Source organism: Stenotrophomonas sp. 2YAF22 (assembly GCF_052114665.1).
GTDB lineage: Bacteria > Pseudomonadota > Gammaproteobacteria > Xanthomonadales > Xanthomonadaceae > Stenotrophomonas > Stenotrophomonas indicatrix.
Genome location: NZ_JBFRFE010000016.1, coordinates 1 through 17,088 on the forward strand (window position 1 = coordinate 1; position 17,088 = coordinate 17,088).

The following is a 17,088-nucleotide window of genomic DNA, read 5'->3' on the forward strand; positions in this document are numbered from 1 at the left end:
CCATGGTCAGGTGCTCGTGGCTATAAGTCCATAGCCATCTGCCGCTGTCGGCTTACTGCCCCGTGATAGGCTTGCCCAGCAGAACCTGCGCACGATCTCTCACCCGCGCTCCCTTCCGGGCTACTTCCATGAAAATCCCGCAAGCATCTGCTGCCCAGTCGAATCTCAACATGGACGGTGCCGCGACGGACCTGTTCGTCGCCCTGCGTGATCTATTGCTTCCCTACAAGACCGATCTTCTCGTCGTGCATGACGAGGACGGTCACTTCTACGCCAATTGCAGGAACGCAGACGCCAAGGGCAAGGCGCAGTTCTTCGGCGCGGTGAAGTCGTCGGCTCGCAGGCATTCGTTCCACTTCATGCCCGTCTACACCTTTCCCGAGCTGCTGGCGGGCATCAGCCCGGCGCTGAAGAAGCATATGCAAGGAAAGTCCTGCTTCAACTTCGATGCCTGGGACCCGGCTCTTCTGCGTGAGCTGCAGATGCTGATCGAACAGGGCGTGTCCCGCTATAGGACGGCCGGCAAGCTTTAAGTGCAACACGCGGTCCGCAGGTGTCTTCTGGTGTCCTCAGCTGGATCTGACAGGATGGCAGGAGGCCCCGCACGCTGCAGGACGGCACAACACGTAGTTTCAGATACAGGCCCAGGCCAGCCATCCGCCCAGTGGCAACACGGCGAGCAGCGCGAGCACGCCAAGGCAGCCGCCGTTGCTGGTGCTGGATGTGAAATCGCTCCGAGCGTCGCCGCTTCTCCGCTCGGACGGCGGCTGTGACTGCAGCCACTGGCGATGGCAGGCCTGGCAGAAGAACCGGGTCTTGCCATTGCGCCAGGCGTTGCTGGTGCGATCATTGTGGTGAGCGGCGCTGCCGCAGCGACCGCACTTGAAGATCCGCGAAGGTGGCTGTCGCTTCTTGTTGAACAGGGCCAGCACTACCACCAGCGCGATGGCGGCTGCCGCTGTGCCGATCAGCGTTTCCGGCCCCATCGAATACTCCATGCGTCATGAATGCGAACAGCGTAACCAACGCATGCAGGCGCCCGCAACGACGGGCGCCCGCTTGCAACTCAATGCAACGGCACCTTCAGCACCGATGGTGCTGACGCGGGCGAACTGAAGGTCACCGCCCCGCCCAACTGGCTGATGCCTGCATAGCGCAGGTCCACCGTATCGACCACCAGCGTCAGCCGGCTGCCCGCCGGAATGTTCCAGCTGCTCGCTTCCAGCCGAAGATCGAGGGTGGTCGCCTGGCCGGGCGCAACGCCACGCAGGGTGTACGGCTTGTGGCTGATCAGCTGGCCATTGCCCAGCACATCTTCCGCGTACAGATAGGCATACAGCGTGGTGTTGGCGCGGCTGGGGGTAACGGTCACCCGTACTTCCGGCGCGCCGTCCAGGCGGCGTGCGTTCCAGTACACCGGCCCCTGCCAGACACCTGCGGCGTTGCGCCCGATGAAAGGCACGTACGCACCCGGCGGAAGGTTGATCATCTGCAGCGAGCCGGACACCATCGCCACGCCGGAATTGGCGGCGGTCCCCAGGCCGCTGCCGATGCGGTAGTTCCAGCCATTGCTGCGCCCGTTTTCAACCAGCCCCCCGGTGGGCAGAAGCAGGCCGCCCGGTGCGGTCAACGCGTAGCTGACCGCACCACTGTTGGTGGCCTGCCAGTTCGGGTAGCTGCTCCAGCTGCCCTTCTGCGACTTCAGCTGCACCGCCGGCTGGCGGTCGATGCCATTGGCCACGCCCTTGAGGTAATGGTCGAACCAGTCGCCCGCCGACTCGTAGACCTCGTTTGGAATGCCCAGTGCGCCCAAGGCCTCGTTGAGGGCATGGTCGCCGTGGCGCAGTTGCAGCTGCTTGGGGCCTTTCAGCTGGTTGAAGAAATCCACCAGCTGACCCGGCGGGAACAGGCTGTCGTTGAAGGCGTTGGCCAGGAACACGGCCGGCTGGTTGGCGTTGATCTCGCTGATGCTCGCAGCGGGGCTGCGGATGGCGGCCACGGGCAGCAGCGATTCCACTGCACCCTGGTAGTTGCCAACCACCACGTTGCGATTGATCGTGGCCAGCTCTGCCCCGGGTCGGCCGGTGACCAGGCCGGCGGCCACCAGCAGCGCGATTCCCTGTGCGCTGGGGGTGTCGTTGGCGTACAGCGACGCCTGCAGGTCGGCCCATCCGCTGAGCGCGGCCACCGCCTTGATGCGGGGATCGCGTGCCGCCGCCAGCAGGCTGGTGCCGGCGCCGTAGGAGATGCCCGAGACGCCGATCCGCGCCGGGTCGGCCTGGGTGTTGTCCAGCGCCCAGTCGATCAATGCGCTGACATCCTCGACCGTGGCCGGCCCGGCAATATCGATGGCCCCGCCGGACTCCCAGAAGCCGCGCGAGCTGTAGCTGAGGACCACATAGCCGCGCTTGGCCAGCGACTGTGCCACCCCCACGTACTCCACGCTGGGAACGGCCCAGCTGCTGGGCATCACCAGCAGCGGGTACTTGCCGCCACCTGCGTCCTGGGGCTCGATGACAAAGACCCCGAGGGGCGTGCCATCCCAGCTGGGAAGGGTGCGGTGGGTGGTCTTGACCGTGGCAGCCCAGGCGGTGGGCGCCAGTCCGGTCAGCAGGATCAACAGCAGCAATACCTTGCGCATCGTCGTCTCTCCCCGTCGTTGGTGGTGCAACGGGCAGGACCGTACCAGTGCGAATGGTGGCTTACACCTTGCGTTGCAGCATGGCTGGGGCAAGGAGGCGCAAGACATGCCATCGGCGTGCCTGCGCAGGCCCTACGACTTCCGGCAGGAATTGATGGTGTCGCCGATGCCATCGAAGACCTGGGAAGCGGACACGATCCAGGGCTTTGAGATGATGCAGTAGACAATCGTTCCCGCAGTTGGATCGAAGCTGAAGCTGACGACCACCGTCCCGACCACCGGCACTTTCGTCGTTGCCTTGCCCTGGTTCGCATTCGCCGGTTCGTAGACCGTGCCGTGCTCCTCGAAGCTCTTCTTCTTGACGCAGCTGAAGATGGCCTTGGTGACCCCGTTGAAGGTTCTGCAGTCCGTCATCGCAGTAGTCCCTGTTGTCTGTTCGAGCGCCAGCAGTCGGATCGGCCCCGGCATCCGGCCCGAGCCAACCCGCCGCCAGCAGGCATGAATCCGCAAACCACCTCACCACCCTTGTCAGGTACAGGTCGGAGCGGTGATGACGGTGCACGATTCATTGGTCTGCACATAGGCGCGACAACTCTGCTGCAGGCGCGCTCTCAGCTTGGTAGCGGCCTGGTTCTTGGCTGCCGTGCAACCGTCATGGGTCAATGGACCTTTGCCGGTGTTGGCATAGCCCTTTTCCGGCTGCGTGCACATGTTCGCTGGCGCGTTCTGTCGCACCGTGGCCCTCCCCTGATAGCACTGTGCGGCATTCGCTGTGGAAATCGAGCCAGCTACAAGCAGCATCGCTACAACAATGGTCGTTCTCATCGGGATACCCCTCCATGCATTGAAGTCGATATTCCGGCGGCATAGCCTCACGCCAACCGATACGGGTGGATCACCGAAGGCGACTGCCTCGCCTCGTCACGCATCACTCCCCTTCTGTTGGGTTCGATTCCTTTGCACCGGGATGCACCGCATCCACGCCCTGCGTGCTGATGCCGGCGCGTGATTCTCCGCGCAGCGCACCCGAGGACATCCAGGCGTGCAGCGATGCCAGGGCGACCGGGCCATCTGCGGCCCCAAGCCTGATGTCAAACCGATGCTGGCCGGGCCCTAGTCCATAGAGGGAGCGCGACGCCAGCGCGACGCGTCTGCCGTCGGCGTCGATGCCACCGATGATCAGTCGACGCAGAGAGCGGTCCGCTGCCGGCATATCGATGATCACGGTGGCAACGTCAGTGCGCTTGCCTTCAGCCGCCCTGCCCTCACCTGCCGGTCGCGCGGGCGCCGGCACGCTCAGCGTCAATCGAGGCGTCTGTGGCGATTGACGGAGGTCATGGCGCCGCGTTTTCGCGCCGGGCTTCTGGGCATTGAATACCCAGAAGCCGCCATTCCATGGCCAATGGCCGATGGTCTGCGCACCGGCGGCGGGATCCGATCCGTGCAACTTGTCGGGAATCGCATCGTCCGGGTCCACGGTGATCTTGAACTCATAGGCAGTGCCGGCGTCACTACCGCCCAGGTTGGCGGTATTCCACAGCGCGTCGACGTTGGCGACACCGCGCGGCGCAATGGTGATCGGCTTTGAACGAGCGAACTCGACATAGTCCTCTTCGTGTGCAGAGACCGGTTCGCGCCCGCCCAGCCTGTCGGCGTCCGGCGCCCTTGCGCGATAGGCGAAGGCGACGACGACCTTCTGCGCAGCTGTATCGAGAGAGTAGTTGTGCACCGGTACCACGACCCTGACCTTGGTTCCTGCATCCACGCCACCCAGCAGCGGTGCGTACTCGCCGGTGACATCGTCCGGCAAGGCCTCGGTGAGCGTCAGTCCACGCAACCGGAAGTACTCGTCCTGCGGCGCCAGTGTCCACGCGCCTTGCGTCGGGTCGTAGGCCATGCGCCACGGCAGGTTGAGGGCAGGATCCGGTCGTCCGCCATAGGTGGATTTCCACCACTGCGATCCACCGGACGAGCGGAGGAAGTCGGTACCATGCGCGACCTTGATGCCGCCATTGCCGGTGACATAGATCAGTGTCTGGTAGTGATAGGCCCGTGAGGCAATTCCGGGCACATCCGGCTGATCGAGGGTGATTCCCCGCGAGTTGCGCATCGTACGCTGCGCGACTACGCTGCTTTCCCAGTTCGATGCGTCAGACAGGCTGACGGTGCCTTCGTAGTTGGCGCTGCCGCTGAACATGCGCACGTCTGCTGACGCCCGGAATCCGGTGGTGATGTCGATGCTCCTGCTGAGCGAATAGGAGAAGGACTTCTCGCTGCTGGAGCCGGATTCCCTGGTGTAGTCGAGGCTGAACGTCTGGGCATTGCCATCGAAGGCACGCGCGATGGGGCTGTTGAGCGGTTTTCCCGCCACCTCGACGGTCTTCCCCGCCTCATCGCGAAAGCTGAACATGCCGATGTCGGTGGCGAACAAACCCTGCGTCGGGATCTCCGGATAGCTGGTGGCGTTGTAGTTCTGGTGCGACGGGTTGTACCAGTCGTAGTTCAGGCCGCCGCCGCTGTACTCCATCAATTGCCCGGGTATGACGATGTCGTAGAAGGGGAACCGGCCCGAGCGCTCCTGGTTCACGCCGTAAACGGGATAGCGCCAGATATCGATCAGGCGCATGTTGAATACCAAGTGGTCGTCCTGGGTGGTGGTGGCGGCCTTCTGGGTGGTGATCGACTGGTAGTCGTTGTTGAGCGTGCGCTCCATGCTGTTGGTCTCGAACGATGCCGCCGTTCTTACCGAGAGCGACGTCTCGAAGTTGGCAATGTTCATGAAGCCGCCACCGACGGTGCTGCCCACGGTCTGCGTAAGGCCGCCACCGAACCGGGACGAGCTGGAGTTGGTTGATGTCTCGGTGAGCGTGCTGTCTGCGCTGTCACGCAAGGTGACACTGAACGCCGATGGACCGAAGCCACCAAGCAGGTTGACGATCCTGTAGGGAGAATCACCACCGGGGTCAGGCAGCGCATCAACGTGGCGAGGCGGCATGCCGACCACGTACTGCGGATCGATCATGTCCTGGATGGTGATGTGCGCTGGATTTCCCAGATACAGGGAATCGCCACCACGATCATAGGCGATGATCGGCACGCCGAAGACCAGGCCGGTGCTCTCGTAGTTGGGCATGCGGTGGCGATACACCGGATCAAGTGCAAACGACTCGTTGTTGACACGGGCGACAACGATCTCCGGCAGGATGCGCCCGGGTTGGTCACCCCGTTGGGGCAGTGCCACCGCCAGCTGGTGCCGCGGATCGACGCCATCGTTCTTGAGGCCGATGAAATTGCCTGCCGCGACCATCGGGCCCAACCCGGTGGTCGCGACCGGCGATCGGTCCGACGAGAACTGAGCTTCCGGACCGGCATGGAAGGATGGCGGCGTGCCATCACGGACCTGCAGTACGCGCCCCATTACTCTGCCGTCGGGTGACACGTAGGCGATCGCCAGCTGCCGCCTGAAGAACGGATCGCTTGCCGGAGTGGCTGTCCGGGGATCGAACTGGAACAGGCCAGTAGCGAGATCGGCGTAGGAGTTGCCGGCGACAGGTCCGACCAGGGACTTTGCCCTCGGCGGCCCTATCTGCTCCAGCTTAGCCGGATCGAAATAGGCCAGTGACAGCATCTGGTCGGCGCCGGCGTCCCGTTGGGCGAGATAGCTCACGATGAACTGCTCATGGCCTCGGCCAACGAAGTCCGCCGAGGCGAGCCCGATCGAACTCGGGCGGCCGCTGGGGACATCGTACGCATAGGAGGTGCCGACTCGCTGCAGGGCGTGCTTGCTGCCGTCGCTCGCATAGCGGTACGCCGCCAGGCGGATGCGTCCGGCGCCGGCGCCAGCAGACGCATCGGCGGCAGTGACGATCTGCAGGGTGCCGTCGTTCATGTAGTCCCCCAGCGTCACCGCGACGTCGCCGGTGGGCGCCTCATCGGCCGGGCCGACATAGGAGGCAGCCACTTCCAGTCCGCCTTGCGAACCCTCTCCTGGCGTCCAGAGGATCACGTCGACCTGCAGTCGCTGCTGCAGGTTGGCATAGGCGGCAACGATCATCTGTTGGGGCTGTTCATCCTGGTTGGGGCGCCGCAGGATCTCCCCGACCGCCAGATCGAAATTGCGCCCCGCCATGCTGGTGGAGGGATTGGCAAAGGACAGCGTTGCGCGCTGACCATCGTTGATCTTCAGAGGGCTTGTATAAACAGTGATGCCGAAGTTGGTCATGCACACCGCCTGCTCGAAATCGGGCGTGGATACGCGGCCATGGGCAAGGCGTCGCCGCTGTGACTGCTGGCAGGAATCTCCCGGCTGCAGCTTCTGCGCCGACACGTTCCACTGGGTGAGCTCTGCGTTGGCTGCGGCGTAGTCGAACAGATCGCTGTACAGCGATGAGTTCTGACTCGCCAGCATTCCGATGGTGCTGACCGGGAACATCGTCAGCCGCTTCGGGTTGGTGATGGGATCCACTTCACCGGGGCGCACCTCAGCAGCGCTTTCCCGGTGCACCTGCATTGCCTGCTGTGCCGCCGCAACGTTGGCAAGCGCTGCCGCAGCCAAGCACATTGCCACAACTGCACGCATCAACGATGGGCAAGCGCGATTGCGCACCCGTACGGCGGCCGTGCCTGGCGCATTACGATCGGAGGCATCGGCACGTTCCCGATCCCGTTCGCCGCCAAAGTGACCCCAGCTCATGATGCTCTCCCTGCCCTTCCAAAGCCGGACTCAGTGCTTCCGGCACATCAGCGCGGTGTAGTACGGCGCCTGCACCGCACTGTCGGACGGCTGCCCGGCAACCGGCGCCGTCTTGGTGTCGACGATGTTGAAATCGCCCTTGGACGCATAGCCGCTGGCGCAGCAGCCGCTGGCGCCCGCGATGTCATGGCCGCTGAACGGAATCTTTCCCTGCACGCCATGCACGTGGCTGCGCACTTCGCTTGGATCCAGCGGCTTCCCGCCGAACTGGTAGTAGGGCGTGCCATTATCGGGGAGCGCTACGATATAGCGCCCCGCAACTGAATTTTCCACCTCCCACGATGTCGGACACATCGTCTGTGCCATGAAGGTCATCAGACCTGACGGGATGGCAGAACCATCGCCATTGGAGGTCTTGATGCAGAGGCCGTACTGGGCGTAAGGCAGGTCGCCGCTCGCCTCCTCGGAGGCACCGCTCACCGCATAATCCCCGGAATCACCCAGGCTGCCATTGCAGCAACCGCCGATCAGCACGAAGTTCTTCGATGGGAGATTGATCTTGCCGTTGATGCGCTGATGCCTGTGCGCCGGAGGCTTTTTTCCATCGAGCGCATCTCCGGCAAAGCCGCCGACACCGGCGCCCAGGGGCGCGGGCACCACAAAGCGTCCCTTGGCACCATCGACCGATGTCCAGCCCTCTGGGCATGTGCCGGCAAAATAGGCCTGCGTGAAGAATGGCATGGCATCAGCTGCTGCAACGATCTGCGGCGCGGATGCGTACAGGAGAAAAGCTGCGAGCAGCGGGGCCTGGGTTGGCCGGGAAAGACGACGCGTGGTAGCCATGTCGCACCTTTTGAGTGAGCGTGAGGCGAAAGCGGTCGTGGTCAGGCATGTACTGGACCCGAGGTCGCAGCACGGCGCTTGGTGTTGGAAACGTGCAGCTTGAAGGAGAAGTCAATCGACCTTGCAGGCAAGCAATTGAACGAACGGCAGCGCGGATGTCGACTCGTCGGTCTCCAGCTCCGCAGAGTGCTCTCCCTTGCGGGTCGATTGGCTGTTGCAGCAACTGCTGGCGGCCGATATCGAATGCTCGTTCAAATTGGCTGAAACCTTCGCCTTGTGCTTGTGCCTGCGATCTTCGCGGTCTGACAGCGCCTTTCCCGAGGTCGACCCGATCGCACCTGTATCGTTGGCCACCAGCAGCATCCTGCCATTCGCATTGGTGAGCCGGCTGCTGCCTGCCGGGCAAGCAGTTCCGGACATGAAGAAAATCATGTTCTTCGGCAAGTCCGCCAGGGCCGCCCCTTCAAATCCCAACAAGGCGACCATGCCGACGGCCAGCATTCCAAAGGTTCGCGTGCGCATCCCCTGCCCCCTTCGCATTTGGACGTATGTACAAGCCTGAAATTCTTGTTACGCCAATCGTGTATTCCCGCTTCTGCATGCGGCCCGTTCGTTGAATCCAGGCCGGAGGGCGAACCTTGCATCCGCTCCTGCAGTTGCGGCGAAGTATGATCCTATAATCAATGAATATCGTGCGCGGCGTCGCAAAAGTAGAAAGTGCAGATAATCCATTGGACCCCGGAATATCGCCGGGGAAAATGGTCAATTATTTGACGCAGCGCTACAGCGTCGCCTGCGCCTGCAGGGTGAACACCCAGCTGTCAGGCCGGCTGGCATAGGCGCCGGGCCGTGCCACGTACTGCACCGCCGGCCGCAGCACCAGCCACGGGGCGACCTGCACGCCGTAGTTCAGCTCGACGAACTGCTCGTTGCTCTGCACATCCTTTCCGGTCAGCTGCTGATGGCGGGCGAGCCGGTCGGAGATGTCCAGCCGGTTCCAGGCCAGGCTGAGCACATCATCCTCGCGCGACGCGATCACGCCGCGCCAGCTCACGCCCGCTTCCCACGAGTAGCGCATCAGCCCTGTTTTTGCGTCGGCACGGGTAGCCACGCCGAACACCGAAATGCCGCGCACCGTGTCACCCTCGGGCTTCCACACCCGCTGTGCGGCCTGCACGTACGAACCGCTGCGATGCGAAGCGCGAGGTGCCGTCGGGTCACCGATATCATCGGCGTTGGAGGTATCCAGGTAGTAACCGATCTTGTAAGTGCCGCCGTAGTCCTCTCCGGACTTGCCATGGCTGTAGCCCAGCTCGACTGGCAGGAACAGGCCGGTCTTTCCCCTCGTCGATACACGGAAGCCGCTGTTGGCCTGCTTGCGCGTTGGATTGACGTCGTAGATGCCGGTCTGCGCGTACCAGCCTGAAGGATCGTTCCACTTTACCCGCAGGCCCCATTGGCCTGTCGGATTGTCCAGCCAGCCAGAACTGTAGATCGGGCCCAGCGGATGCCCGCACTGGCCGTTGTTGTTGAAGTTGCAGGTGTAAGGCAAGCCACCGAAGTCGTTGCCCATCGAGTAGAAGCCACCCTTCAGGCTCAACCGCTTGTCCAGCAGCAAACGCTCGTAGGAGAGCTCGTTGAAACGCAGGTTCTGGCCCTGGCCATAGAAGGCCTGGTTCTGGATGTAGGAACCGGTGGATCGTTCGTTGATGGCGTTGCCGAAGCGATCGGAGAACACCACGCGCAAGGTGCCGTCGAAGCCGAATGCCTTGCCGGTGTCGATCGTCGCGCCCAGGTCGATGTGCTCGGCGGTGGACCAGCCACTGCCCTTGTAACCATCGCTGTTGACGCCGCTGCCGATCACGATGCGTGCGCTGGGGGTAACGCCGTGGTCCTGCAGCCAGAGGCGCGCTGCCCAATCCGCGCTCAGCGGCGTCTGCACGACGCTGTCGACCGATTTGGGCTTGGCGGTGGCACTTGATTCGGCAGCCGACACCGACCCGTTGACGATGAAGGCAAGCAGCCCGATGCCGGTCAAGGATACGAAATTCATGCGGCCGCCCTCCGCGCCTTTCGGGTCTTCCAGGCGCGTCGCACCAGCAGCACGATGCCTACCAACGCCAGCACGGCAAGGATGAGCATCGGCAGCCACAAGCGTGCAATCTTCGCCAGAAGTGGCTTCTCGCCGCCGGCACGGGTCAGCGCAACCTGCGCCTCGGTGACCTGGTCGCCCGGCCCGAACTGCGTGCGCACGTAGGTCGCAACCGCTGCGATATCGGCGTCACTCAGGTCCTGTACGAACGAGCCTTTCGAGAAGTGCGGCATCAACGCGTGTTCGCCGTGCACATCGCGGTCAATGCCGCCGATGATGGTGGCGATCAGGTTCTGCGGGCGGGTCATGCCGACGGTGGTGTTGTGCACCAGGGAGGGGTAGTACCCGTCCCTGCTGCCCTCGCCCCGCGATCCATGGCAGCTTGCGCACAAGCCCGAGTACAGTACGCCGCCCGATGCCAGTGCCGCTCCCGTACCTCGTACCGGCTGCTCGCCCGCCGTCGAGGCGACATCGCCCCAGGCAAAGGCGGCCCGCGTGGCATCAGGGTCGGCCACGGCCGGCACCGTGCGCAGGTAGGCGACGATGGCGGCGATGTCCTCGTCCTGCAGCCTGGACAGGCTGTTGCTCACCGCTTCGGCCATGCCGCCACCGGCCTGTGCCTTGCCGGCGACGCGGCCGGTCTTCAGGTACTGGGCCAGCTCGGCATCGCTCCAACCCCCGATACCGCTGGTGGGGTGGGAGGTGATGTTGGGGGCGTACCAGTCACCCAGCGATCCGCCGGCGAAGGCCTTGCCGTCCACCTCCTGCATCATCAGCCCGCGCGGACTGTGGCAGCTGGAGCAGTGCGCCAGGCCCTCCACCAGATAGGCGCCGCGATTCCACTGCGCGCTCCTGCCCGCATCGGGCTTGAACGTTTCCTTGTCCAGGAACAGCAGGTTCCACACCGCCATGGACTGGCGGATGCTGAAGGGGAACGGCAGCTCGGTCGCGTGTGCTTCTTCATCGACCGGCACCACCTCCTTCATGAAGTAGGTATACAACGCGTGGATGTCCTCGTCGGTCAGCTTGGCATACGAGGTATAGGGCATCGCCGGATACAGGTGGGCGCCATCCTTGCGCACGCCTTCGCGTACCGCCTTGGCGAAATCATCTTCGCTGTAGAGGCCGATGCCATGGCTTCTGGAGGGCGTGATGTTGCTTGCCCATATCTCACCCAGCGGCGACGCAATCGCGTAGCCGCCTGCGTAGGGTTTGCCCTGCTTGGGGCTGGTGTGGCATGCCACGCAGTCCGCAGCGACAGACAGGTAGCGCCCACGCTCGGCAACCTCGTCTGCGCGCGCGGATTGACTGGCTGCGGCCAGCAGCATCAGCAGAGCCGAGGCGAAGGTCTTCATGCTGCACGCTCGATGGCATCAGCTGCCCTCAGCGCCAGCGCGGCCATGGTCAAGGTGCTGTTGACCACGCTGGCCGACACCATCGGGCCGCCGCCGGGAAGCCACAGGTTCGGATGATCATGTGCGCGGCAATCGCCATCGACCACCGAATCGCGCGGGTCAGCGCCCATGATGGTCGAGCCCATGATGTGGTTGTTGGCGTTGAGCGCCGTGGTGATGACGAACTCCTCGGCATTGAAGAGCGAGCCGATATGCCGCAGCTGTTTGCAGGATTCGTCGTAACCCTTGCGGGCGTAGTCGCCCAGTGAGTAATGGATATCCGGGCAGGCCAGGCCGTGGCCGTCGACCCGCGTTTTCGACAGCGTCAACCGGTTGCTGGGATCCGGCAAGGGTTCCAGGCTGATCGACAGATCCACGCCGAATACCGCACGGCGGCGGATCTCCGCATCCAGCGCGTCGCCGACCAGGCCTTTCTTCAGCGCCTGGTCGGTGGCGATCGCCACCCGGCTGATGTTGTTGAGGATGATCTTGGTGGCCGAGTACTGCGAGCGGAAGGCGCCGTCTCGCGGGCCAACCATGCAGCTGGACTGCGCCGGTCCACGGCCCAGCCAGATCGGCCTGTCGGCAATGAACGAGCAGTGGAAACCGGAATGGTCGAGCATGTTGCGCCCGACCTGATCGGAGCTGTTCGCAATACCGTTCGGGTTCTGCTCGTTGGCGGCAAGCAGCAGCAGACGCGGCGTCTCCAGTGCGTTGCACGCGATGACGAAACTGCGGCCGGTGGCCTTGTGGCTGACCTTGTTGTTGTCATACCAATGGATGGCCGTTACCCGGTTCTGCGCGTCGGTATCGATCTTGTAGGCAACTGCTTCGGCCAGCACCTGCGCACCCAGTTTCTCGGCCGCTTCGATGGTATGGATGCCGTTGTACATCGCGCCGATCGGGCAGATGGGTTGGCAGTTGTTGTTGCCGCAGCAGGCGGGCCGGTCGTTCCAGGGCGTGACCATGCGGCCCTGCGGAATGGGCACCAGGTTGTAGCCGTGCGGATTGACCACCTCGGCGAACACCTTGTCACCGTTGCCCCACGGGATCATGTCGGCAAGGTAGGGCCTGGATCGCTCGGAGGGGCTCTGCTTGGCCGGATCATTCGGCCCGGAGACGCCCATCGCCTCCTCGGCGCGGCAGTAGTAAGGCTCGATGTCGTCGTAGCTGATCGGCCAGTCCCGCCCTACCCCATAGGTGGACTGCATCCTGAAGTCCACTGGAAGGTGGCGCCAGCAGGAGGCGGCCCAGTGCCAGGTGGTGCCACCCACGGCCTTGATGAAGCCCTGATGGAAGCTGCTGGCGTCGGGGCCGGTCAGGCCCACGTAGTCATTGGCCGGGAAGTACAGCGGCGCGGTGGCAAGCGGTGACTGTGGATACGGCCCCTGGAAATCACTGCCGATGCGCCGTTCGAAGCTGACGTTGCGCCAGTTCTCGACCACGTCGGAACGATGCAGGCGGGGGCCCGCCTCAAGCACAAGAACCGATTTTCCGGCACGAACCAACTGGTGGGCGATCAATGCGCCAACGACGCCCGAACCGACGATCACAACATCGGCATCGGCGTCGCCATCACGGAAAACCGGAGCTTTCATGAGGGGAATCCATAACAATTACGGGAAAAGAGCTGGAAGCGCAGGCTCAGCCGTGCGCGCGTACCGCCGCCGGCGGTTCGGCCGTCCACCATGCGGGACCGCCTTGTGCATAGGTGGGCGGGAACAGGCCATCGTCCACCGGGCGCTGCATCAGCGCATCGCGATAGGAAACGGTGATGGCCTGCGGCCCCTTGCCTACGCTGCCGGTGTACCAAGCAGTGATGATGGCCAGCGCTGTCGGCCGTGCATCGCCAGCGGCCGCCAGCAGCGCTTCAGGGCCCTGCACCTGTTGCGCCTTCGCCGCGAGTGCGGGGAACTGGGCGTGCATGTCGGGATGCAGCTTGGCGAAGGCGGCTTCGATGCGCGCGGCGGTTGCCGGATCAAGGTCGGACTTGCCGGTCAGTGCCTGGGAGAGCTGCAGAAAGCGCCCGTCCGTCCGTTTCGCTGGCGTGGCACCGGCATGGGTTGCTGGCGCCTTGCCGTTGCAGGCAACCAGCAGTGAAGCAGAGCCAACGGCCAGCAGGAAGGTTCTGCGCGTCAGGCCTTGCCCACTCCCTTCCAATCCCTCGGGAACACTCATGATGTGGACTCCTGATGCGTCACTTCTTCGGCTGCCCCTGACCGCGACGCGGGGGGGCACCTACGCGGGCAACTTTAACGCACCTGAACGTCGTCGCGGAGTGAGCAGGAAGAGCCGCAGCGCGGCAAAGCACCCTTCTTCCCGGCACCAGCAGAGGCAGATTCCAGCCGGTGCGCTGCCGCCCCCGTCACGCCCGCACAACGCGCTCAGCGCTAGAAACAAGGGGTTTCCTACTCTGGAGAGTGGCCATGCGGGTACTGCTGCTGTGTGCCGTGGCGACGATGGTATTGTCGGCCTGCAATCAAGGCGAACCGACCGATAAGGCACAACATGCCGATGCGGTTCGGCAAACCCCACCAGCGGCCAGCGCGCCGGCGCGCAACGTGCCCGGCGGCGGCAGCGGCACCGCCGCCTCCGAAGACCAGGCCTCGGGGCCAGAGGCCGAACGCGGGAAAGAAGCCGCGCCGCCGTCACCGCCCAAGCGCTAGGCGCGGCCAACAGCGAAGCCCCCGATCGGGGGCGCCCGCGGAACAAGCGAATCTACTCGGCCCTTTCAAGCACGATGCGGACGAACGGTATCCAGTCATCGCCGACCCGATGCTCCCATTCCCCGGTCAGCAACTGCCGGTCGCTGCTGATCACGCCGTCGAACCGCTGGGACTGGCCCTGGATGGTGTACCTGCCGCCATCAAGTCGTGACGTGAAATCGCTGGTGYCACCATCAGCGTCGTAGCTGCGGCTGAAGAAACCACCGGCTTCAACATCGACGCCGATGATTTCCGTGGAGCGCACACGCTGCCCGTCCATCATCGCGTCGACCTCATGCACCAGGAAGTGACCATTGGGCATCCACGTGTAAACGTCCGATGCAAACGACACCCCGCCCGTGCTGCCGTCGGGTTGCAGCGCGATGAGGGTGGTCTCCCACGCTCCGGCAAGAACGTCCAGCCGGCGGTGGTGTCCGCTGTGGAAAGTTGCTTGTGTCACGGCGACTCCGTACTGGGTGAGACGGTATAGGGTTCAACCAGGGCGCGCAGCAGCTCCATGCCCGTGGCAGTAGTGGTGGGCGCAGCGGTGCCTTCGCGCTGGACGAAACCGGTCCAGTCCGCGCCGGCCACCCGCCTCAGCTCCGTCGGTTCCACCGGCAGCCAACGCATGGGCCAGAAAGGCAGGCGTCTCTGCCCCACCCTGCCGCGCTGCAGTTCGATCAGGCCGCTGTGGCTGCTGGCACCCAGCACCCGGGAATATGCCACCTGCAGGCCATCGTCCGGGCCTTCCATGTATTGCACAAAGCGCGCGCCATCGAACAGCAGTACGCCAGTGACGCCGGCATCACGGTTGAAACGTGCTGCGTCATCCACGATTCCGCACAGCCTGCCCCCGGTCTGGCCCAGCCGGCTGGCAGCAATATCCGCTGCCGCCTCGCTGGTATACACAACGGCTCTGATGGGCACGTTCGACCTCCCTGCAGTGGGCTCCCAACCGTAGCAGAAGGCCGGTTGAGGCAGCGCAGCAGGCGCAGCCTGAAACAAAACAATTCAGTGAAATGTGAAAACGAACCCGAAAAGGATTCACGCCATGCACTGCTGCCCCATGGCATGAAACAGGTCCGCCCGCGAGATCGACTTCATGCCTGACACCGGACTTTTCTACGTCTTTTCAGTGGACTACGCGACCGATGCACGAGGCTGCATCGATCAGGTCACCGCTATCGCCTTCCGCTGCAACCAGTGCCACCACGTGTCCCGCGCCGACGCGGAGCTCAAGCGGATGACAGGGGGCACGCTGCTGACCTGCGGAAGGTGCGGCTCTCACCAGGCCGTCAGCAATGCGCGCCTGGTGGACGGCGAACACCTGGCGGCAACCGGCCAATCTGCAGCAGCGGCCGACCCACGCTGAGCTTGGTTCCGACGCGCGCCCAGTGCCCGGCGTGAGGGGAATGCATGCATCTGCGCGCTCGATGCGCATCCGCCGTTCACTGCATCTACCCCGCACCCCAACACCGGCCGGGATAGCCTCGTCGCTCCTTCCCTGCTGGAGCGCACCATGGCCATCAAGACCGCTGAAGACCTTTTCATCCACGAACTGTCCGACATCTACAGTGCCGAGAAGCAGCTGACCAAGGCCCTGCCGCGCCTCGCCCGCGCCGCAGAGAACCCCGCACTTGCCGCCGCGTTCGAGACGCACCTGGAGGAGACCCAGGGCCAGATCGAGCGCATCGACCAGGTCGTGGAGGTACTGGGCATCCGCCTGAAGCGGATCAAGTGCGCGGCGATGGAGGGCCTGGTGGAAGAAGGCAAGGAAGTCATCGAGAGCATTGAAAAGGGCCCGGTGCGCGATGCAGCACTGATTGGCGGCGCGCAGAAAGTCGAGCATTACGAAATCGCTTCCTACGGCACCATCGCCGCGCTGGCCAAGCAGCTCGGATACAAGGACGCTGTGCCGTTGCTGCTGGAAACGCTGGAAGAAGAAAAGGCCACGGACGAGAAGCTGACCCTGCTGGCCAAGAGCGGCGGCAACGCCAAGGCCGCCCAGGCCGCGTGATCGCAGGTGCACCGCAGATCAGCCCACGCGTCGCTCCCCAAGGGGCGGCGCGCTTCTGCGCGAGGATGACGTATGCATCCTGATCTACTTGGATGGACCGCCACAGCGGTACTGATGGCCACGCTGGTCCGGCAGATGGTCAAGCAATGGCACTCGCCTCACCCGGAAGCCGTCTCGAAGTGGCTTTTCATCGGGCAGATGACCGCGTCTACGCTGTTCACGATCTACAGCGCGCTGCTCGGCGCCACCGTGTTCGTGGTCACCAACCTGCTGTTGCTGGCAACCGCGCTGATCGGACAGCTGCTGGCGTGGCGCCGCAACCGTGCAACGGCTTCGAGCTCATCTGGAAGGACGCCTTGATTGTTGACGTTGCGTCTACACCGGCTTGATGCGGGTACTCACGCGTTCACATTTACCGTTGCAATGCCCCCGGGACCATGCGGTCCAATCAATGAGAATGAGGAAATGTCATGCAGCGCGATCAGAAAGACCTGCCCCATCCGGATGACCACACGGCCGCGGTGCCTGCTGGCAGCGCTGGACAGGCCAAGGCCCACAACAGTGCCAATCATGATCAGGCGTTGACGGAGACGTTCCCGGCCAGTGATCCAATCTCTCCCTTCGTCGCCGCCGCCACGCCGGATGAGCAGGCGCAACGGCTTGGCAAGCGCGTGGCGCCCGCTCGGCACGACAAGGGTGAGGG

The 17,088-nt window shown here is 63.9% G+C and carries 19 protein-coding genes; 6 read left to right on the top strand and 13 right to left on the bottom strand.

All coding sequences use genetic code 11. From position 1 onward, the window contains the following. Positions 1-128: 128 nt before the first annotated feature. Positions 129-533: a hypothetical protein gene (locus tag AB4Y84_RS01485; protein ID WP_442243602.1), complete on the top strand. Its 405-nt coding sequence runs from the start codon at positions 129-131 to the stop codon at positions 531-533. 99 nt (positions 534-632) lie between these two features. On the opposite strand, the gene AB4Y84_RS01490 is transcribed toward AB4Y84_RS01485, so the two are convergent. The 11 genes from AB4Y84_RS01490 to AB4Y84_RS01540 all read right to left on the bottom strand — a co-directional run bounded on the left by AB4Y84_RS01490 (position 633) and on the right by AB4Y84_RS01540 (position 13,841). Further along, positions 633-986, bottom strand: a complete 354-nt coding sequence (locus AB4Y84_RS01490) for a hypothetical protein (protein WP_164279926.1) — start codon at positions 984-986, stop codon at positions 633-635. A gap of 80 nt (positions 987-1,066) precedes the next feature. Next, positions 1,067-2,641: an alpha/beta fold hydrolase gene (locus AB4Y84_RS01495; protein ID WP_442243603.1), complete on the bottom strand. Its 1,575-nt coding sequence runs from the start codon at positions 2,639-2,641 to the stop codon at positions 1,067-1,069. A gap of 132 nt (positions 2,642-2,773) precedes the next feature. Beyond that, entirely contained in the window at positions 2,774-3,151 is a 378-nt protein-coding gene (locus AB4Y84_RS01500; protein ID WP_442243604.1) for a hypothetical protein, read from the bottom strand. 18 nt (positions 3,152-3,169) lie between these two features. Then, the gene (locus AB4Y84_RS01505; RefSeq protein WP_127563146.1) at positions 3,170-3,466 is read right to left on the bottom strand and encodes a hypothetical protein; all 297 of its coding nucleotides are present in this window, start codon (positions 3,464-3,466) and stop codon (positions 3,170-3,172) included. 103 nt (positions 3,467-3,569) lie between these two features. Next, on the bottom strand, positions 3,570-7,334 hold the full coding sequence (locus AB4Y84_RS01510) for a hypothetical protein (RefSeq protein ID WP_442243605.1): 3,765 nt from the start codon (positions 7,332-7,334) through the stop codon (positions 3,570-3,572). A 30-nt stretch (positions 7,335-7,364) separates the two neighbouring features. After that, positions 7,365-8,177: a hypothetical protein gene (locus tag AB4Y84_RS01515; RefSeq protein WP_312785859.1), complete on the bottom strand. Its 813-nt coding sequence runs from the start codon at positions 8,175-8,177 to the stop codon at positions 7,365-7,367. Between the two features lie 111 nt (positions 8,178-8,288). Further along, positions 8,289-8,699, bottom strand: coding sequence for a hypothetical protein (locus tag AB4Y84_RS01520; protein ID WP_394195614.1), 411 nt, complete (start codon positions 8,697-8,699; stop codon positions 8,289-8,291). A gap of 259 nt (positions 8,700-8,958) precedes the next feature. Continuing rightward, on the bottom strand, positions 8,959-10,230 hold the full coding sequence (locus AB4Y84_RS01525; RefSeq protein ID WP_442243606.1) for a carbohydrate porin: 1,272 nt from the start codon (positions 10,228-10,230) through the stop codon (positions 8,959-8,961). Further along, positions 10,227-11,624, bottom strand: coding sequence for a c-type cytochrome (locus tag AB4Y84_RS01530; protein ID WP_394195612.1), 1,398 nt, complete (start codon positions 11,622-11,624; stop codon positions 10,227-10,229). The genes AB4Y84_RS01525 and AB4Y84_RS01530 overlap by 4 nt, the downstream gene beginning before the upstream one ends. Further along, complete coding sequence (locus tag AB4Y84_RS01535; protein ID WP_442243607.1) at positions 11,621-13,261, bottom strand: GMC family oxidoreductase; 1,641 nt, start codon at positions 13,259-13,261, stop codon at positions 11,621-11,623. The genes AB4Y84_RS01530 and AB4Y84_RS01535 overlap by 4 nt, the downstream gene beginning before the upstream one ends. 46 nt (positions 13,262-13,307) lie before the next feature. Then, on the bottom strand, positions 13,308-13,841 hold the full coding sequence (locus tag AB4Y84_RS01540) for a sugar dehydrogenase complex small subunit (protein ID WP_088100014.1): 534 nt from the start codon (positions 13,839-13,841) through the stop codon (positions 13,308-13,310). Positions 13,842-14,089: 248 nt separating this feature from the next. Between AB4Y84_RS01540 and AB4Y84_RS01545 the strand changes: the two genes are divergently transcribed. After that, complete coding sequence (locus AB4Y84_RS01545) at positions 14,090-14,329, top strand: hypothetical protein (RefSeq protein ID WP_394195610.1); 240 nt, start codon at positions 14,090-14,092, stop codon at positions 14,327-14,329. 52 nt (positions 14,330-14,381) lie between these two features. On the opposite strand, the gene AB4Y84_RS01550 is transcribed toward AB4Y84_RS01545, so the two are convergent. Both AB4Y84_RS01550 and AB4Y84_RS01555 read right to left on the bottom strand, forming a co-directional pair. Continuing rightward, positions 14,382-14,828: a hypothetical protein gene (locus AB4Y84_RS01550; RefSeq protein ID WP_442249694.1), complete on the bottom strand. Its 447-nt coding sequence runs from the start codon at positions 14,826-14,828 to the stop codon at positions 14,382-14,384. Further along, on the bottom strand, positions 14,825-15,295 hold the full coding sequence (locus tag AB4Y84_RS01555; RefSeq protein WP_354275320.1) for a BLUF domain-containing protein: 471 nt from the start codon (positions 15,293-15,295) through the stop codon (positions 14,825-14,827). The genes AB4Y84_RS01550 and AB4Y84_RS01555 overlap by 4 nt, the downstream gene beginning before the upstream one ends. A 175-nt stretch (positions 15,296-15,470) precedes the next feature. Between AB4Y84_RS01555 and AB4Y84_RS01560 the strand changes: the two genes are divergently transcribed. From AB4Y84_RS01560 to AB4Y84_RS01575, 4 genes are all read left to right on the top strand, one after another. After that, positions 15,471-15,740, top strand: a complete 270-nt coding sequence (locus AB4Y84_RS01560) for a hypothetical protein (RefSeq protein ID WP_032974703.1) — start codon at positions 15,471-15,473, stop codon at positions 15,738-15,740. Between the two features lie 147 nt (positions 15,741-15,887). Further along, a complete protein-coding gene (locus AB4Y84_RS01565) occupies positions 15,888-16,385 on the top strand; it encodes a YciE/YciF ferroxidase family protein (RefSeq protein WP_032974702.1) in 498 nt (165 codons plus the stop codon). A 72-nt stretch (positions 16,386-16,457) separates the two neighbouring features. Then, the gene (locus AB4Y84_RS01570; protein ID WP_088100018.1) at positions 16,458-16,745 is read left to right on the top strand and encodes a hypothetical protein; all 288 of its coding nucleotides are present in this window, start codon (positions 16,458-16,460) and stop codon (positions 16,743-16,745) included. Positions 16,746-16,855: 110 nt separating this feature from the next. Further along, positions 16,856-17,088: hypothetical protein (locus tag AB4Y84_RS01575; protein WP_442249695.1), on the top strand; the 233-nt coding region annotated here is incomplete at its 3' end.